Below are 15,960 nucleotides of genomic sequence, written 5' to 3' on the forward strand. Positions count from 1 at the left end.
ATGTTTCCAGGCGGCAACAAGAAAGGCTGCTAGACGAAGAGCAAGAGTGGGGCGCCGCCGGGGCTCACCTCGCGATAGCCGTAGATCTCCTCATCCACCACCACCCGGCCCCAGGCCACCTCCCGGCCGCGCAGGTCGCGCCGCTCGCGACAGTCGCGGACGCGCACCGTACAGTGCCGCAGCGGGAAGGTGCGCCGGCCCTCGCCGGCGGCGCGGATCGTCAGGCTGAGCTCGCCGTCATCGCGGCCGATCACCCGGTAGCCGCCGCGCAGGGGAGGCAGGGCGGCTCCGGGGAAGGCCCAGCGGTCGAAGGCGGCCGGGTCGAGGGCGGCCAGGGCGCGCCCCTGGTCGTCCAGGATGGCCGGGGAGGCAGAGCCTGCGGCGTGCAGGTCAAAGCCCGCGTAGGGGTCGCCGCCGCCGGGGAGCGGCTGCCACGCCGGGACGGCCTCGGGGAGCGGGGCGAGCTGCTGGTGCGCCACCAGGCGGGCGACGATCGAGCCGGCCTGCCAGTCGTCCACCTCTGCGGCGCTGATCGGGCGCTCGCTGGCGGCGCAGATCAGGTGCTGGGCGACCACATAGGCGTTTGCGGGCGCGGCGACCCAGGCCGGCGGCGGGTCATCGAGCAGCGGCAGGTGGGCGGGGTCGCGGGCGCAGAGGCGGGCGATCATGCGCTCGGCCGGATCATCGCCGAGCAGCAGGATCGTCAGGGCCGCGCCGCCAGCCAGCGCCTCGTGGAGGGCTGCCGCGCCGCAGGCGGAGCCGACGAGGATCTGCACCTGGGCGAGCTGGGCACCGACCCCCACGCCCACCTGGGTGGCGTCAGATCCAAGGAGCGAGCGCAGCAGCGGAACCTCAAGCGGCAGGCACACTATATAGACGCTCGCGCCGGCCCGCTGCATGCCGAGCGCCAGCGCCACCGCCTCACGGGCGCGGTCGCCACCGGGGCGCCAGAGCGCCAGGTGCGCCGCCGGGCGCGGCAGATCGTCCACGGCGATCATCCGCCATGGCCGGCCCGCCACCTGGGCCAGCACCTCGCCCGCGTCCTGGGCCTCGGCCAGCGTCGCGCCGAGGAAGGGCGGCGGGTCCGATGGGGCGAGGCGCTGGGCGCGCAGCAGCAGCGACGAGAGGTGGCCGGCGGACACCCCGGCGTAGCGGTGGGCGTCGGCCACCAGGATCAGCTGGAGGCGCGACCAGAAGCCATGCCAGGCCCGGTCGTGGTGGCGCAGCATGCGCTCGTGGAGGGCGGCGGGCGCGGCGACAACTATACGCGCGCTGAGGGCGGCCCGCAGCCCGTCGCCCTGGGCCGCAGCTACGCGCAGGGGCTCGGCGAGCGCCGCCGCCAGCCGCTCCAGGTCGCCGAGGTGCCGGGCGGCGCTATCCTCGTCGGGGGCGAGCAGCAGGGCCGTGCCCTGAGAATCGCCGCGCAGCAGCTCGAAGGCCAGCATATGCAGCGTCTGCCGCGCCGCCGGCCCGCCGCCCACGAGCGCGAAGGGGTCGCCCCGGCGCAGGGCCGAGAGCGAGAGCGATTGGTGCTGGCGGAAGGGCTGGCCGGTGAGCGAGATCCAGGCCTGCGAGAGCCGCTGGCTGATCGGCAGGTGGCTGATGCGGGCGCCCGCGCGTGTGGGCAGGGCGCGCAGCGCGAGGAGCGGGCTCGCGTCCCCGCGCCCGCGCTGCCGGGCCAGGTTGTTGAGGGCCTCGATAATGTCGGCCATAGCTGCGGAGTCATGGGTGCGGCGTACAGGCTGCCGATATTGTAGCATAGCGACAATGGCGGCAGCGCATATAGGGAGAGGCATACCGAGGCGTCGGGGTTGTTTGCAAAACACAATTCAAGGTGCTATACTACCTAGCGCGTGGCTAAGGGGTGAGGTTCGCCTATGTGTGCCTTTAACTCCCGACTGCGAGGCAATGTTTTGGTTGTATCGTGCGGACGCCAGTCTCATCTCAGGAACACTCATACATGAACACGTTGTGAGTTCTGTTTCCTGAAAAAGCTGCCCGCCTGTGGGTGCGCCGGTCTATCCGGCCATCTTGCTGGCAGCGGCAAGCAGTCTGTGCTGTGCGTTTGTGAAAAGTGGGTACACCCCACTTTTCTTGTTGTTGTAGGCGAGTGAGGGTATGAAGAGCGATTTTTATACAGCGATCTCACAGATTGCGGCAGAGCGTGGCATCCCCAAAGAGGCGATCATTGATGTCATGGAGAAGGCGCTGATCACCGCCTATAAGCGCACGCTCGGCAATAATCCGCCGCCGATGGAAGTGACGGTGAAGCTTGACTCGCAGACGGGCGCCGCCACGGTGTTCGCTGAGAAGCAGGTGGTGGACGAGGTCTTCGACGAGCGTTTTGAGGTCGAGCTGACCGACGCCCAGAAGGTTCGCCCCGACGTCCAGATCGGCGAGACGGTGATCATGGAGAGCACGCCGAACGACTTCGGACGGATCGCCGCGCAGACGGCCAAGCAGGTTGTGCTGCAGGGGATCAAAGAGGTTGAGCGCGAGTACATCTACGGCGAGTATATGGATCGTGAGGGTGAGCTGATCACCGCCACGGTGCAGCGGATCGCCAAGGGGAACGTGATCCTAGAGATGGGCAAGGCCGAGGCGATCCTGCCGCCGAAGGAGCAGGTCGATAACGACCGCTACTATCACGGGCAGCGCCTGAAGGTCTACCTGATGGAGATCCGCAAGGAGGATCGCGGCCCGCGGCTGATCGCCTCGCGCACCCACAAGAACCTGATCGTGCGCCTCTTTGAGATGGAGGTGCCCGAGATCTTCAACGGCACGGTGGAGATCAAGTCGATCGCCCGCGAGCCCGGCCTGCGCACGAAGGTGGCGGTGGCCGCGCGCCAGGAGGGGATCGACCCGGTCGGCTCGTGCGTGGGTATGCGCGGCATCCGCATCCAGAATATCGTTAATGAGCTGAACGGCGAGAAGATCGATGTCGTCCAGTGGTCGCCGGACCCGAAAGATCTGATCGCGAACGCGCTCTCGCCTGCCCAGGTCGTCGAGGTGCATCTGAATGAGGACGACCACGTGGCGCAGGTGATCGTGCCGGATAAGCAGCTCTCGCTGGCGATCGGCAAAGAGGGCCAGAATGTGCGCCTCGCCGCCAAGCTCTCGGGCTGGCGTATCGATATCAAGAGCGCGACGGCGCTGCTTGAGGAGGAGCGGGCTTCCGCTGAGGTGCGCGGCTATGCCGAGGCTGAGGCGATGGCGACTGAGGTGGAGCTGACGAATGCGAAGGTCGAGACTCGTAAGGTGCAGGCCAACGGCACGATTGTCTACCAGAAGGCCTCCTATGGGCCGCTCGGGAACGATCTCGCCGGCGATACCGTGCAGCTGCGGGCGACCTCGCAGAAGATCTATATCTACTACCAGGATCGGCTGATCGCCTCGTACATTCTGATCGAGGCTGAGGATAAAGCCGAGATAGAAGAGGTCTAAGCTGGGCAAGGCCGCACGCAGCGGCGTCTGATGGAGCGATATGGCAAAGACGGGCGATACCCAGAGGAGCGGACGGGTGAAGCATGTGCCACAGCGCACGTGCGTCGCCTGTCGCCGCACCGATGCAAAGCGCGGGCTTATCCGGCTCGTGCGTACGGCAGAGGGGCGCGTTGAGGTTGACTCTACCGGGAAGCGCCATGGCCGCGGTGCCTATCTGTGCCATACTGCGGCGTGCTGGGAGCTGGCAATGAAGCGCCGCACGCTCGAGCGGGCGCTGCGTGTCGAACCACTCTCGGCCGAGAATCAGCGAGATCTGCTCGCGTATATTCGCGGGCTGCCGATAGCCGAAGATCATAGGCCTGATGATCATAGCGTTGATGTGCTGTCGCACGATGTCAGGGTTTGATGCGTGAGCCGTTGCCCTTATGGCACGGTCTGTCTGCAATTGTCTCACGCGCCCGGCATCGCGCGTTAGAATAGCGAAAGGGAGCTCAAAATGCCGCAGAAAGGTGACTCGCCAAAAGATATTCAAGGATCTGCAGTCTCTATGCGTGGCGGCCGTGGTGGTGGCGGCGGTAGTGGCGGCGGCGGCGGCGGCGGTGGCGGCGGTCGGCCCAGCGGCGGCGGCGGCGGTCGGCCCAGCGGCGGCGGCGGCGGTCGCCCCGGCGGCGGCGGTCGCCCCGGCGGCGGCGGTCGCCCCGGCGGCGGACGACGCCCCGGCGGCTCAGATGATGGTGGGATGCGCGGGCGCGGCGGGCGCGGCGGCGCTCCTGCGCCACGGATACCGGTTCGCCCGCGTGGCATCGTCGAGCTCCAAAGCATCATGACTATCCGTGAGCTCTCGGAGGCCACGGGCATCGGCGCGTCTGAGATCCTCAAGGCGCTGATGAAAAGCGGCGTGCTGGCGACGATCAACCAGCAGATCGACTATGAGACTGCGGCGCTGATCGTCGCAGACTTCAATATCGAGACGCACGAGACGGTGCCCGCGCAGCTCGCCGGCATTATCGATAATATCAAGGATGTGCTCTCCGCCCAGGGCGAGGATGAGATGCGGACGCGCCCGCCGGTGGTGACGATCATGGGTCACGTCGACCATGGGAAGACCAAGCTGCTCGACGCGATTCGCTCGGCGCGGGTGGCCGAGGGCGAGGCCGGCGGCATCACCCAGCATATCGGTGCCTATCAGATCGAGGTGAACCACCGCAAGATTACCTTCCTCGATACCCCCGGCCACGAGGCATTCACCGCGATGCGCGCCCGCGGCGCCCAGGCGACGGATATCGTCATCCTGGTGGTCGCCGCCGACGATGGCGTCATGCCGCAGACGATCGAGGCGATCTCCCACGTGAAGGCGGCCGGCGTGCCGATGATCGTGGCGGTCAACAAGATCGATCTGCCGACGGCGAACCCCGACCGGATCAGGCAGCAGCTGGCCGCGAATGATGTGATCCTTGAGTCGTATGGCGGCAATGTGCCCTCGGTCGAGGTCTCGGCCAAGTCGAAGCTGAACATCGAGGGGCTGCTGGAGATGATCCTGCTGGTGTCCGACCTTGAGGACTTCAAGGCGAACCCCGACGCCCCGGCGGTGGGCACGATCATCGAGGCCGAGCTGGATAAGAACCGTGGCCCGGTGGCGACGGTGCTCATCCAGAATGGCACGCTGCGCCCGGAGGATAATGTGCTCGTGGGCGGCGTCGCCGGCAAGATCAAGATGATGTTCAACGATGGCGGCAAGCGCCTGCGCTTCGCGGACCCGTCCACCCCGGTGGAGATCCTCGGCCTCGATGGGGTGCCCCAGGCCGGCGATATCCTCCAGGTGGTGGACGATCTGACGGTCGCCCGCGACATCGCCCTCCAGCGCCAGCGCCAGACCCGCATGGAGGCGGTGGGGATGGTGCGCGGCACCACGCTAGAGGATCTCTTCAGCAAGGTACAGCAGGGTCAGATGAAGGATCTGAATGTGATCCTGAAGGCGGACGTCCAGGGCTCGATCGGCGCGATCGAGCACCAGCTCGGCCAGCTGAACAGCTCGCAGAATGAGGTCCAGGTCAAGATCCTGCACAAGGCAACCGGCGCGATCACCGAGGGCGATGTGAACCTGGCGTCGGCCAGCCAGGCGATCATCATCGGCTTCAATGCCCGCCCCGACCCGGCGGCGCGGCGCGCTGCCGAGCAGCAGGGCATCGATATCCGCTTCTACAACATCATCTACCAGCTGACAGATGACATCAAGAAGGCTATCGTCGGCATGCTGGCGCCCACCTACAAAGAGGTGGTCGAGGGCTACGCCGATGTGCGCAACACCTTCCGGCTGCCCTCGCGCGAGGTGGTCGCCGGCCTGTACATCACCGACGGCAAGGTGACGCGCACCGGCCAGAGCGTGCGCGTGCTGCGCAGCGGCGCGGTGATCCACGACGGGAAGATCAGCAGCCTCAAGCGCTTCAAGGACGACGCGCGCGAGGTGACGTCCGGCTACGAGTGTGGCCTGGTCGTCGAGAGCTTCACCGATGTCCAGGTGGGCGACAACATGGAGTTCTACCGCCAGGAGCGGGTTGAGTCGAGCCTCTAGGGAATTGCAGATTGCAGATTGTCGATTGCAGATTAGCTGTGCGCTCGACAATCTGCAATCTGCAATCTGCAATCTGCAATGTCAAAACAGCGGCTCCTACAGGTCGCCGACCGCATCCAGAAGGTGCTCGGCGCAGTAATCCAGTCCGAGATCAAAGATCCGCGGGTGGGCTTCGCCACGGTCACGGGCGTTGAGGTGAGCGCGGACCTCCAGCACGCGACGGTGCGGATCTCGGTGATGGGTGATGAGACGGAGCAGGCCGATACGATGGCCGGCCTCCTGCGCTCACGCAGCTTCCTGCGCCGGCGGGTGGCCGATGAGATGCGCCACATGCGCTTTATCCCCGAGCTGCATCTGGTGCAGGACTCCTCGCTCGACTACAGCATCCGCATTGAGCAGGTGCTGCACGAGGTCGAGCAGGAGCGCCGGGCAAACCCGCCTAAGATTGATGAGGAGTGACATAAGGCAAGGCGCACCTTGCCTTATGTCACGCTATGATGGATGAGCGAGACCGACGCCTACTACAAGAAGCGCATCCCCTACAGCCTGCGCGGCCAGCAGTTCGCGTTCGATGTCGGCCATACGATCTTCTCGTCCTTCGATGTCGATGATGGCACGGATCTGCTGCTGCGGTGGCTGGAGCCGGCCGACGCCCCCGCGCGCATCCTCGACCTCGGCTGCGGCTGTGGGGTGATCGGCATCACCATGGCGCGGCGCTACCCCGAGGCCGCCGTGATCCTGGCCGATAAGGACCTGCTCGCGGTGCGCTACGCTCGACATAACGCGGCGCTCAACGCGGCCGCGAACGCGCAGGTGCTCGGCAGCGTCGGCCTTGAGTCGGTGCCGCCCGGCCCCTACGACCTGATCATCTCGAACATCCCGGCCAAGATCGGCGACCTGGCGATCGAGCAGGAGTTCATCCTCGGCCCGCTCGCCCAGCTGCGCCCCGGCGGCGAGTACTGGTTTGTGGTGGTCAGCGGGCTGAACCACCTCATCCCGCGCATCGGCGTGCGCAACCAGCTCAAGCTGAAAGAGATCAAGAAGCGATCAGGGCACACGGTGTATCGGCTGCTGAAGCCGAGTGTTGAGTGTTGAGTGTTGAGTGCTGAGTTTCACTCAACACTCAACACTCAACACTATAGAGGCTCCTCTATGATCTACACAGACCCGACTGATGCGGCGCCCGCCTTCGCCCGGCAGATCGCCGAGGCCCACCGGATCCTGCTGCTGACCCACATCAACCCCGACGGCGACGCGATCGGCTCGCTGCTGGGGGCGTGCCACGCCCTGCGGGCGATCGGCAAGGAGCCGATCCCGGTGGCCTCGTCGGCGCTGCCCAGCTACGGCGAGGCGCTGCCCGGCGTGGAGCAGGTGACGATCTACCAGGCCGGCGGCGCGCTGCCGGACTGCGATCTGATCTGGATGCTCGACACCGCCTCGCTTGAGCGGGTCGGCCAGATCTACCGCGACCATGGCCCGGCGATGGCCGCCCGCCCGCTGATGATCGTCGACCACCACGTGACGAATGACGGGGCTGGGACGCTCAACCTGATCCAGCCGCAGGCCGCCTCCTGCGCCGACCTGCTCTTTCGCCTGCTGCGCGCCATGGAGCTGCCGATCTCGCCGGAGGCGGCGACCTGCATGCTGCTCGGCACGACCACCGACACCCAGAGCTTTCAGACCAGCGCGACGCTCGCGCAGACCCTGCGCACCGCCGCCGAGATGATCGACGCCGGGGCCGACCAGCGCCTGGTGGTGAGCGCGATCTACTTCTCGGTGCCTGAGACGACGGCGCGGATGGTGGGGCTTGCACTCAGCCAGCTGCAGCGCGAGGGCGGGCTCCTGTGGGTGAAGGTCTCTCGGGAGATGATGCGCGCGAGCGGCGCGGCCGATGAGGCGACGGACGAGGCGATGAAGCAGATCCAGCGCGTGGCCGGGATGCGCGCGGCCGTCCTGTTCAAGGAGCGGGCCAACGGCAAGGTGAAGATCAGCATGCGCTCGGTGCCGGGGATCAACGTGGCCGAGGTCGCGCGCACATGGGGCGGCGGCGGCCACACTCAGGCCGCCGGGGCCGACCTGCCGATGGGCCTCGACGAGGCCGAGGCGGCGGTGCTGCCCCTGCTGCGGGCGGCGATTGGGGGATGATGTAGGGCCGAAGCATTCGGGTTTGGCGCTTTGACAAGGTTCGTAGGCGATTTACAGTTTGCGAGGCTCGTAGTGGGCGCTTCAGCGCGCCAGATGGGCCACAGGGGGCTGAAGCCCACACTACGAACTGTTACTCTGATTCGGCCCCTCTGAAACCATGTCTTTGCACCAAACCCGAATGCTTCGGCCCTACGGGGCGATATGCACGGTTTTCTGAACATCGATAAGCCGGCGGGCATGACCTCGCACGATGTGGTGGCGCGGGTGCGCCGCCTCGCCGGTCGTGGGGTGAAGGTCGGCCACGCCGGCACGCTCGACCCGGCGGCTACCGGCGTGCTGCCGGTGGCCCTCGGCCACGCCACGCGCCTGATCGAGTACCTGGCCGATGTCCGCAAGGGCTACCGGGGCCTGGTGCGCCTGGGCGCGAGCACCAGCACCGATGACGCCGAGGGCGAGATCATAGCGACATCCCCGGTGCCGCCGCTGTCGCCCGAGCTGATCGAGGCGGCGGTTGCCCCGCTGCGCGGCGCGATCCTGCAGGTGCCACCGATGTACTCGGCCCTGCACCACCAGGGCCAGCGGCTCTACGACCTGGCGCGGGCGGGCAAGACGGTGGAGCTTGCGGCCCGACCGGTGCAGGTCGATGCGCTGACCTGGGAGCTGGGTGGCCCCGACACGTTGGTCATCGACGTGGTCTGCGGCAAGGGCACCTACATCCGCTCGCTGGCCCGCGATATCGGGGCGGCCCTCGGCTGCGGGGCGCACCTGGCGGCGCTCCAGCGCACCTTCGTCGGCCCCTTCGCTATCGGCGAGGCCGTGGCTCTGGCCGACCTCCAGGCTGAGCCGGGGCGGCTGCCGGGGCTGATCATGCCCCCCGAGGTGGCCCTAGACGGCTGGCCGACGGCGCGGCTTGACGCCGAGGGCGCGCGGCGGGTGCGCAACGGGCTGCCGGTCGCGCTGGACAACACGCCCGGCGAGCAGGCCTGCGCCTACGACGAGGCGGGCGCGCTGCTGGCGGTGCTGCGGCGCGAGGGCGAGGCCTGGCGGCCGGCAAAGGTGTTTCATGGTTAAAGTAGGGGCGCAGCAGGAACCGGATGGGCGCGCCGCACACGGCACACCCACCCGGTTCCTGCTGTGCCCCTACGGCGGGTATGGGCATGGCTTCTAAGACGGATCGTTTGTACTACGCCGACTCCTACCTGGCCAGGTTTACGGCGACGGTGCTCGCCCACGGCGCGGTCGGCGGGCGGGCGGCGGTGGCGCTGGACCGCAGCGTCTTCTACCCGGAGGGCGGCGGGCAGCCGGCGGACTATGGCACCCTGGGCGGCATCGCCATCGCGGATGTGCAGGCCGAGGGCGGGGTGGTCTGGCACGCCCTGGCCCGCGCCGAGGATCTGGCGGCCCTGCCGCTGGGGGCGCGTGTGGAGGGCGCGATCGACTGGCCGCGCCGGCTCGACCATATGCAGCAGCACTGCGGGCAGCACCTGCTCACGGCGGCGTTTATCGCGGCGTGCGGCCTCGCGACCACATCCTTCCATCTGGGCGATGACTCGGTGACGATCGACCTGGACGCGCCGGGGCTGACCGAGGCGCAGGCGCGGGCGGCCGAAGACCTGGCCAACGCGGTGATCTGGGATGACCTCCCGGTGACGGCGCGCTTTGTGACGCCTGAGGAGCTGGCGTCCCTGCCGCTGCGCAAGCCGCCGAGCGTGGCCGAGAACGTGCGGGTGGTGAGCATCGCCGACTTCGACCACTCGGCCTGCGGGGGCACGCACCCGCGCAGCGCCGGCGGGGTGGGCGCGATCCGGGTGATCCGCTGGGGGCGTCAGCGCGGCGGGGTGCGGGTGGAGTTCGCCTGCGGCGGGCGGGCGCTGGCGGCCTTTCGCCGGCTGAGCGCGGCGGCGGGCGGCGCGGCGGCGGCGCTCAGCGTGGGCGCGGATGAGCTGCCCGCCGCCGTGGAGCGGCTTCAGGTCGCCCTGCGCGCCGCCCAGAAGGAGCTTGAGCAGGCCCAGTCCGCCCTCGACGCCGCCGACGCCGAGGCGCGCTACGCGGTGGCCGAGCCCCACGGCGCGGCGCGGCTGGTGCGGGCGGCACTGCCTGGGCTCAGCGTCGAGCGGCTGCGCCGGGTGGCCCAGGCCATCGCCGGGCGGTCGGGCGGCGTGGCCATCCTCGGGGCACCCGGCGAGCGCGCCCAGTTGGTGGTGGCCTGCGCCGCCGACAGCGGCCGCGACGCCCGCCAGATCCTGCAGGCCGGACTGCCGCTGCTCGACGGGAGGGGCGGCGGCGGGCCGACCCTGGCCCAGGGCGGCGGCCCGCGCTCCGAGCAGATCGCCGCCGCCCTCGACGCGATGGCGGCGGCGGCGCGGGCGTAGCGCGGGTCAGGCAACCATATCCGGCACCTCAACCCCCAACCCCCGTTTGCGCCCCTCCCATAGGCGTGCTATAATCGCGGCCAATGTTCACCCGGCGCAAAATCGGTGACTTTATACAACTCATCTAGATGGGCAGAGGGACTGGCCCTGTGAAGCCCGGCAACCACCCCGAGAAATGTTGAATGTTAAATGTTAAATGTTGAATGGTCAATTCAACATTCAACATTCACAATTCCACATTCCTAAGGAACGGTGCTAACTCCTGCGGCGGCGTCTTTGTGCCCGTCGGAAGATGAGAGGACTACCTCACCTACTAGGAGCCTCTCGCCTTGCGAGCGGCTTTTTGTGTGGTGACAACGATGAGCGAGGAACTACGCACGGTCTGGTGGGAGCAGGGGGCGGTCTGTCTGGTCGACCAGAAGCGACTGCCGCACGAGCAGGTGGTTGTGCGCTGCGAAGGCCTGGAGTCGGTGGCCAGCGCGATCAAGACGATGCAGGTGCGCGGCGCCCCGGCGATCGGCTGCACCGCCGCCTACGGCATGGCCCAGGCGGCGCTCCAGTCGCCCGCCGCCGATGTCGCGGCGCTGCTGGCTGACCTGGCGGTGGCGAAGGATGTGCTTGACAGCCAGCGGCCCACGGCGGTGAACCTGGCCTGGGCCACCGAGCGGGTGCTGGCGAAGGCCCGGCAGCTTGGCCCCGAGGCGGATGGGCCGCGCGCCCTGGCCGCGGCCCTGCTGGAGGAGGCCCACGCTATCCTGGCCGAGGACCTGGCCATGTGCCACGCGATCGGCGACCACGGCGCGCCGCTTATCCCGGCGGGCGGCCATGTGCTGACCCACTGCAACGCCGGCGGCCTGGCCACGGCCGGCTACGGCACCGCCCTCGCGCCTATGCGCAGTGCCTTCGCCCAGGGCCGCGCGATCCACGTCTGGGTCGATGAGACCCGGCCCTTCCTCCAGGGCGCCCGGCTCACCGCCTGGGAGCTGCAGCAGTCCGGCATCCCGCTCACCCTGATCACCGACAATATGGCCGGCTTTATGATGCAGCGCGGCCGGGTGGACTGTGTGATCGTCGGGGCCGACCGGATCGTGGCCAACGGCGACACGGCCAATAAGATCGGCACCTACAGCCTGGCCGTCCTCGCCCGCTACCACGGCATCCCCTTCTATGTGGCCGCGCCGACATCGACGGTTGACCTGAGCATCCCGGATGGCAGCGGAATCCCGATCGAGGAGCGCTCATCCGAAGAGGTGACGCACCTCGCCGGCCAGCTGATCGCGCCGGCGGGCGTGCAGGCGGCCCACCCGGCCTTCGATGTCACCCCGGCTGAGCTGATCACGGCGATCATTACCGAGCGCGGCGTCGTCGAGCCGCCATTTGTGCCGGGCCTCCGGCGCGTCAAAGAGGGTGCGTAGCGCCTATGCCTCTCGCCTTTGCGCCGGCCTGCCTGCCCGTGCTCTGGGGCGGGCTGCCCCACGCCACCGCCCACGACGCGGTCGCGCTGGTGGCCGCCGTCACGCCCGACATCCCGGCCTGGCCGGCGGTGCCCGAGCGCAGCTTCCGCGAGACGCCGATGGCCCAGGCGGCCGCCGGCTTCCCCGGCCTGACGATCGACCCGGCCTACCATCGGATCAGCGTGGACCACGCGGCCGCCGAGATCGGGCTGGATCGCCTTGGCCTGGCCTACCTGCGCGGCGACCCGGGGCTGGGCGCGCTGCCCTCCGACCACGCCGCAGGCCTCGGCGAGCTGCTGCGCCTGGTGGGCCACGGCCACCGCGCCCGCGCCCTGAAGGGCACGGTGCGCGGCCCGGTCAGCCTGGCCCTTCAGCTGACTGATGAGGACGAGCGGCCGCTGGCCTACGACCCGGCGCTGCGCGAGGCGCTGATCCACCACCTCTCGCTGCGGCTCGCCTGGCACTACGAGCAGCTCAGCACCTACACCGACAGCGTGATCCTCTGCCTGGACGAGCCCTTCCTCGACGCGCTGAGCCTGCCGCTCTGCCCGATCGAGCGCGACGAGGGCGTCGATATGATCGACCGGCTGCTGGACACGATGGCGGGCTGCCGGGGGATCAGCGTCGGCGCGGGTGTGGACTGGGAGGCGCTGCTGATGACGTCGGTGGACCTGGTGATGTTTGATGCGAACGAGCATATCGCTGAGCTCACCCGCTCCGCCGCGTCGGTGTCGCAGTTCCTTGATCGGGGCGGCATTCTTGGCTGGGGGGTGGTTCCCGCTGACGCGGGGGGGCTGGATCAGGCAACGGCCGCTGCGCTGGCTCGGCAGGTCGAGTTCGCCGCCGATCAGATCGCGGCGGTGGGCGACGTGAGCCGGCAGAATATTCTGGAGTCCTCGCTGATCACCAGCTGCGGCGACCTCTCCGCCCTGCCGGTGGACACGGCTGAGGCGGCCCTGCGCATGTGCGCCGCCGTCTCACAGCGCCTGCGCGATGTACACGGCCTCGGGAAAGAGCCGATGGCTGACAGCCGATTGCCAATTGTCGATAGCCGATAGTGCGATGTACGAGGAAAAAAACATGCGGATTGTAGTGACTGGCTCGCTCGCGTTCGACTATATCATGGACTTCCCCGGCCACTTTAAGGACCACCTGCTGATGGAGAAGCAGCACATCCTCTCGGTCAGCTTCCTGGTCGACTCGATGAAGCGGCTGCGCGGCGGTGTGGCCGGGAACGTCGCCTACAACCTGGCGCTGCTCGGCGAGCGCCCGCTGATGGTGGGCACGGTCGGCCAGGACTTCGGCGAGTACCGGGCCTGGCTGGAGGGCCAGGGCGTCGACACGAGCGGGCTGGTCGAGATCGCCAACGAGTTCACGGCCTCGTGCTTCATCAACACCGACCGGGCGAATAACCAGATTGTGGCATTCTACCCCGGCGCCATGAGCCACGACCATAAGCTCTCGCTCGCCGACCTCGGCCTGACCGGCGAGGACCTGGTGCTGATCTCGCCGACCACGCCTGAGGCGATCCTGAGCTACGCCGTTGAGTGCCAGCGGCTTGGCATCCCCTACATCTTCGACCCGGGCAAGCAGTCGCCCCGGCTATCGGCGGATCATATTCGCACCGGCTTGTCGGGGGCGCGGGTGTTTGTCGGCAACGACTACGAGTTCGGCATGATGGCGAAGATGCTGGAGATTAGCGAGGAGGAGCTGATCGCCAGCGTGCCGCTGACGGTGGTGACCCGCGGCGAGGCCGGCTCGCTGATCTATGTCGACGGGCGGCTGGCGGCGACCATCCCCACCGCGCCGGTGAGCGAGGTGGTGGACCCGACGGGCGCCGGCGACGCCTACCTGGCCGGGCTGGCCCTGGGCATCGCCCACGACCTGCCGATCGAGATGACCGGGCGGGTGGCGGCCCTGGCGGCGGCCTACGCGATCGAGTCACGCGGCTGCCAGGAGCATCGCTACGGGCGCGAGTCCTTCGTCGAGCGCTACCAGTCCGCCTTCGGCCACGACCTGCCGGCGGGCGCCCTGGCGATGGATGCGGTTCGATCATCGGTCGCGTAGGGACGCAGCACGCTGCGTCCCTACGCGATCAAACCGCCACCTCCTCACATGAAAGGGGCGGGTGAGTCGGGCGGACACAAGGGTTCGCCCGTAAAGATGCCTCGCTGAGGCGTCTCAACCAGGAGAAACCAAGGAATGACTGCAAACTACGACATCAAGGACCTGAACCTGGCCGAGCAGGGCCGCAAGCGCATGGACTGGGCCGAGAAAGAGATGCCGGTGCTGCGCCTGATCAAGGAGCGCTTCGAGAAGGAGCGCCCCCTGGCCGGCGTGCGGGTCAGCGCCTGTCTGCACGTGACCAGCGAGACCGGCAACCTGATGCGCACGCTGGCCTCCGCCGGCGCCGATGTGGTGCTGGTGGCCTCGAACCCGCTGAGCACCCAGGACGATGTGGCCGCCGCGCTGGTGGCCTTCGAGGAGATCCCGGTCTACGCGATCAAGGGCGAGAGCAACGAGGTCTACTACCAGCACATCAAGGCCGGCCTGGAGCACAAGCCGCAGATCACGATGGACGATGGGGCCGACCTGGTCCACGGCGTGCTCAAGGAGTACCCCGAGCTGATCGCCGATATGTTCGGCTCGACTGAGGAGACCACCACCGGCGTCATCCGCCTGCGGGCGATGGCCGCCGATGGCGTGCTGACCTTCCCGGTGATCGCGGTGAACGACAGCGACACCAAGCACCTCTTCGACAACCGCTACGGCACCGGCCAGAGCACCCTGGACGGGATCATCCGCGCGACGAACATCCTGCTGGCCGGCAAGACCTTTGTGGTTGGCGGCTACGGCTACTGCTCGCGCGGCATCGCCGAGCGCGCCCGCGGCCACGGCGCGAATGTGATCGTCACCGAGATCGACCCGGTGCGCGCCCTTGAGGCCACCATGGACGGCTACCGGGTGATGACGATGGAGCAGGCCGCCGCTCTGGCCGACTTCATCGTCACCGCGACCGGCAACAAGCACGTGATCGACACCCGCGCCTTCGCCACGATGAAGGACGGCTGCGTGGTGGCCAACAGCGGCCACTTCAACGTCGAGATCGACATCCCGGCCCTGGAGGAGATGAGCAACGAGAAGCGCCAGCCCCGCGCCTTCGTGGACCAGTACTGGCTGAAGGACGGCCGCAAGATCAACCTGCTCGGCGAGGGCCGCCTGATCAACCTGGCCAGCGCCGAGGGCCACCCCAGCGCCGTGATGGACATGAGCTTCGCCAACCAGGCCCTGGCCTCCGAGTTCCTGGTGCGCAACCACGGCAAGCTCAGCAACGGCGTCCACGCGCTGCCCAAAGACCTGGACGTGGAGATCGCCGCCCTTAAGCTCAAGGCCATGGGCGTCGATATCGACGTGCTCACCCCCGAGCAGGTCAAGTACCTGAACAGCTGGCAGGAAGGGACGTAGGAGGGGCGCAGCAGTCGCGGCGCTATGACTCCGGGCGGCAGCAGTTGCGTAGCGACTGCTGCGCCCTTACATGTAGAGGAGTACCGCTATGTCAACCACATTTACGAATTCGCCGAAGTTTGTCTTCACCAGCGAGTCGGTGAGCGCGGGGCACCCGGATAAGCTCTGCGACCAGGTGAGCGACGCGATCCTGGACGCGTTCCTCACGATCGACCCGCGGGCCCGCGTGGCGGTGGAGACGGCCACCACCACCGGCCTGATCGTGGTGCTCGGCGAGGTGACCTTCGCCAAGGGCTACATCGCGATCGAGGAGATTGTCCGCACGACGGTCAAGGAGATCGGCTACACCGACGCCAGCTTCGGCTTCGACGCCGACACCTGCGGCGTGATGGTGGCCATCCACGGCCAGTCGCCCGACATCGCCCAGGGCGTCGATAAGGCGCTTGAGGTGCGCGGCGGCGAGATGAGCGACGCCGAGGTCGACTCGGTGGGCGCCGGCGACCAGGGC

At 68.0% G+C, this 15,960-nt stretch carries 15 protein-coding genes and 1 riboswitch; of the genes, 14 read left to right on the forward strand and 1 reads right to left on the reverse strand.

Going from position 1 to position 15,960, the window contains the following annotated elements; all coding sequences use genetic code 11:
- Nucleotides 1-29 precede the first annotated feature (29 nt).
- Complete coding sequence (locus tag K2Z83_RS00635) at nucleotides 30-1,712, reverse strand: hypothetical protein (protein ID WP_220593250.1); 1,683 nt, start codon at nucleotides 1,710-1,712, stop codon at nucleotides 30-32.
- A gap of 406 nt (nucleotides 1,713-2,118) precedes the next feature.
- On the opposite strand from K2Z83_RS00635, the gene nusA reads away from it, so the two are divergent.
- The 14 genes from nusA to K2Z83_RS00705 form a co-directional block, all read left to right on the forward strand.
- Nucleotides 2,119-3,444: a transcription termination factor NusA gene (nusA, locus tag K2Z83_RS00640; protein WP_220593251.1), complete on the forward strand. Its 1,326-nt coding sequence runs from the start codon at nucleotides 2,119-2,121 to the stop codon at nucleotides 3,442-3,444.
- Nucleotides 3,445-3,484: 40 nt separating this feature from the next.
- Nucleotides 3,485-3,850 (forward strand): RNase P modulator RnpM, encoded by a 366-nt coding sequence (gene rnpM, locus K2Z83_RS00645; protein WP_220593252.1) that lies wholly within the window; start codon nucleotides 3,485-3,487, stop codon nucleotides 3,848-3,850.
- Nucleotides 3,851-3,953: 103 nt separating this feature from the next.
- Nucleotides 3,954-4,271: a hypothetical protein gene (locus K2Z83_RS00650; RefSeq protein WP_220593253.1), complete on the forward strand. Its 318-nt coding sequence runs from the start codon at nucleotides 3,954-3,956 to the stop codon at nucleotides 4,269-4,271.
- Complete coding sequence (gene infB / locus K2Z83_RS00655; RefSeq protein ID WP_220593254.1) at nucleotides 4,268-6,016, forward strand: translation initiation factor IF-2; 1,749 nt, start codon at nucleotides 4,268-4,270, stop codon at nucleotides 6,014-6,016. The genes K2Z83_RS00650 and infB overlap by 4 nt, the downstream gene beginning before the upstream one ends.
- 78 nt (nucleotides 6,017-6,094) lie before the next feature.
- The gene (gene rbfA / locus K2Z83_RS00660; RefSeq protein WP_220593255.1) at nucleotides 6,095-6,475 is read left to right on the forward strand and encodes a 30S ribosome-binding factor RbfA; all 381 of its coding nucleotides are present in this window, start codon (nucleotides 6,095-6,097) and stop codon (nucleotides 6,473-6,475) included.
- A 42-nt stretch (nucleotides 6,476-6,517) separates the two neighbouring features.
- Entirely contained in the window at nucleotides 6,518-7,111 is a 594-nt protein-coding gene (locus K2Z83_RS00665; protein ID WP_220593256.1) for a class I SAM-dependent methyltransferase, read from the forward strand.
- A 57-nt stretch (nucleotides 7,112-7,168) separates the two neighbouring features.
- Nucleotides 7,169-8,161, forward strand: a complete 993-nt coding sequence (locus K2Z83_RS00670; RefSeq protein WP_220593257.1) for a bifunctional oligoribonuclease/PAP phosphatase NrnA — start codon at nucleotides 7,169-7,171, stop codon at nucleotides 8,159-8,161.
- A 201-nt stretch (nucleotides 8,162-8,362) separates the two neighbouring features.
- Entirely contained in the window at nucleotides 8,363-9,232 is an 870-nt protein-coding gene (truB, locus tag K2Z83_RS00675; protein WP_220593258.1) for a tRNA pseudouridine(55) synthase TruB, read from the forward strand.
- Between the two features lie 86 nt (nucleotides 9,233-9,318).
- Nucleotides 9,319-10,533 (forward strand): DHHA1 domain-containing protein, encoded by a 1,215-nt coding sequence (locus tag K2Z83_RS00680; RefSeq protein WP_220593259.1) that lies wholly within the window; start codon nucleotides 9,319-9,321, stop codon nucleotides 10,531-10,533.
- Nucleotides 10,534-10,650: 117 nt separating this feature from the next.
- Nucleotides 10,651-10,832: riboswitch (SAM riboswitch) on the forward strand.
- Nucleotides 10,833-10,892: 60 nt separating this feature from the next.
- A complete protein-coding gene (mtnA, locus tag K2Z83_RS00685; protein ID WP_220593260.1) occupies nucleotides 10,893-11,948 on the forward strand; it encodes an S-methyl-5-thioribose-1-phosphate isomerase in 1,056 nt (351 codons plus the stop codon).
- Nucleotides 11,949-11,953: 5 nt separating this feature from the next.
- Nucleotides 11,954-13,045, forward strand: a complete 1,092-nt coding sequence (locus K2Z83_RS00690) for a hypothetical protein (protein WP_220593261.1) — start codon at nucleotides 11,954-11,956, stop codon at nucleotides 13,043-13,045.
- Nucleotides 13,046-13,067: 22 nt separating this feature from the next.
- Nucleotides 13,068-14,054 (forward strand): carbohydrate kinase family protein, encoded by a 987-nt coding sequence (locus K2Z83_RS00695; protein WP_220593262.1) that lies wholly within the window; start codon nucleotides 13,068-13,070, stop codon nucleotides 14,052-14,054.
- A 135-nt stretch (nucleotides 14,055-14,189) separates the two neighbouring features.
- Nucleotides 14,190-15,452 carry an adenosylhomocysteinase gene (ahcY, locus tag K2Z83_RS00700; protein ID WP_220593263.1) on the forward strand — a complete coding sequence of 421 codons (1,263 nt, stop codon included), beginning with the start codon at nucleotides 14,190-14,192 and terminating at the stop codon, nucleotides 15,450-15,452.
- Between the two features lie 88 nt (nucleotides 15,453-15,540).
- The coding region (locus K2Z83_RS00705) for an S-adenosylmethionine synthetase N-terminal domain-containing protein (protein WP_305082494.1) at nucleotides 15,541-15,960 on the forward strand (420 nt) is incomplete at its 3' end.

Source organism: Oscillochloris sp. ZM17-4 (assembly GCF_019599295.1).
In the GTDB taxonomy this organism is placed as follows: Bacteria; Chloroflexota; Chloroflexia; order Chloroflexales; family Chloroflexaceae; genus Oscillochloris.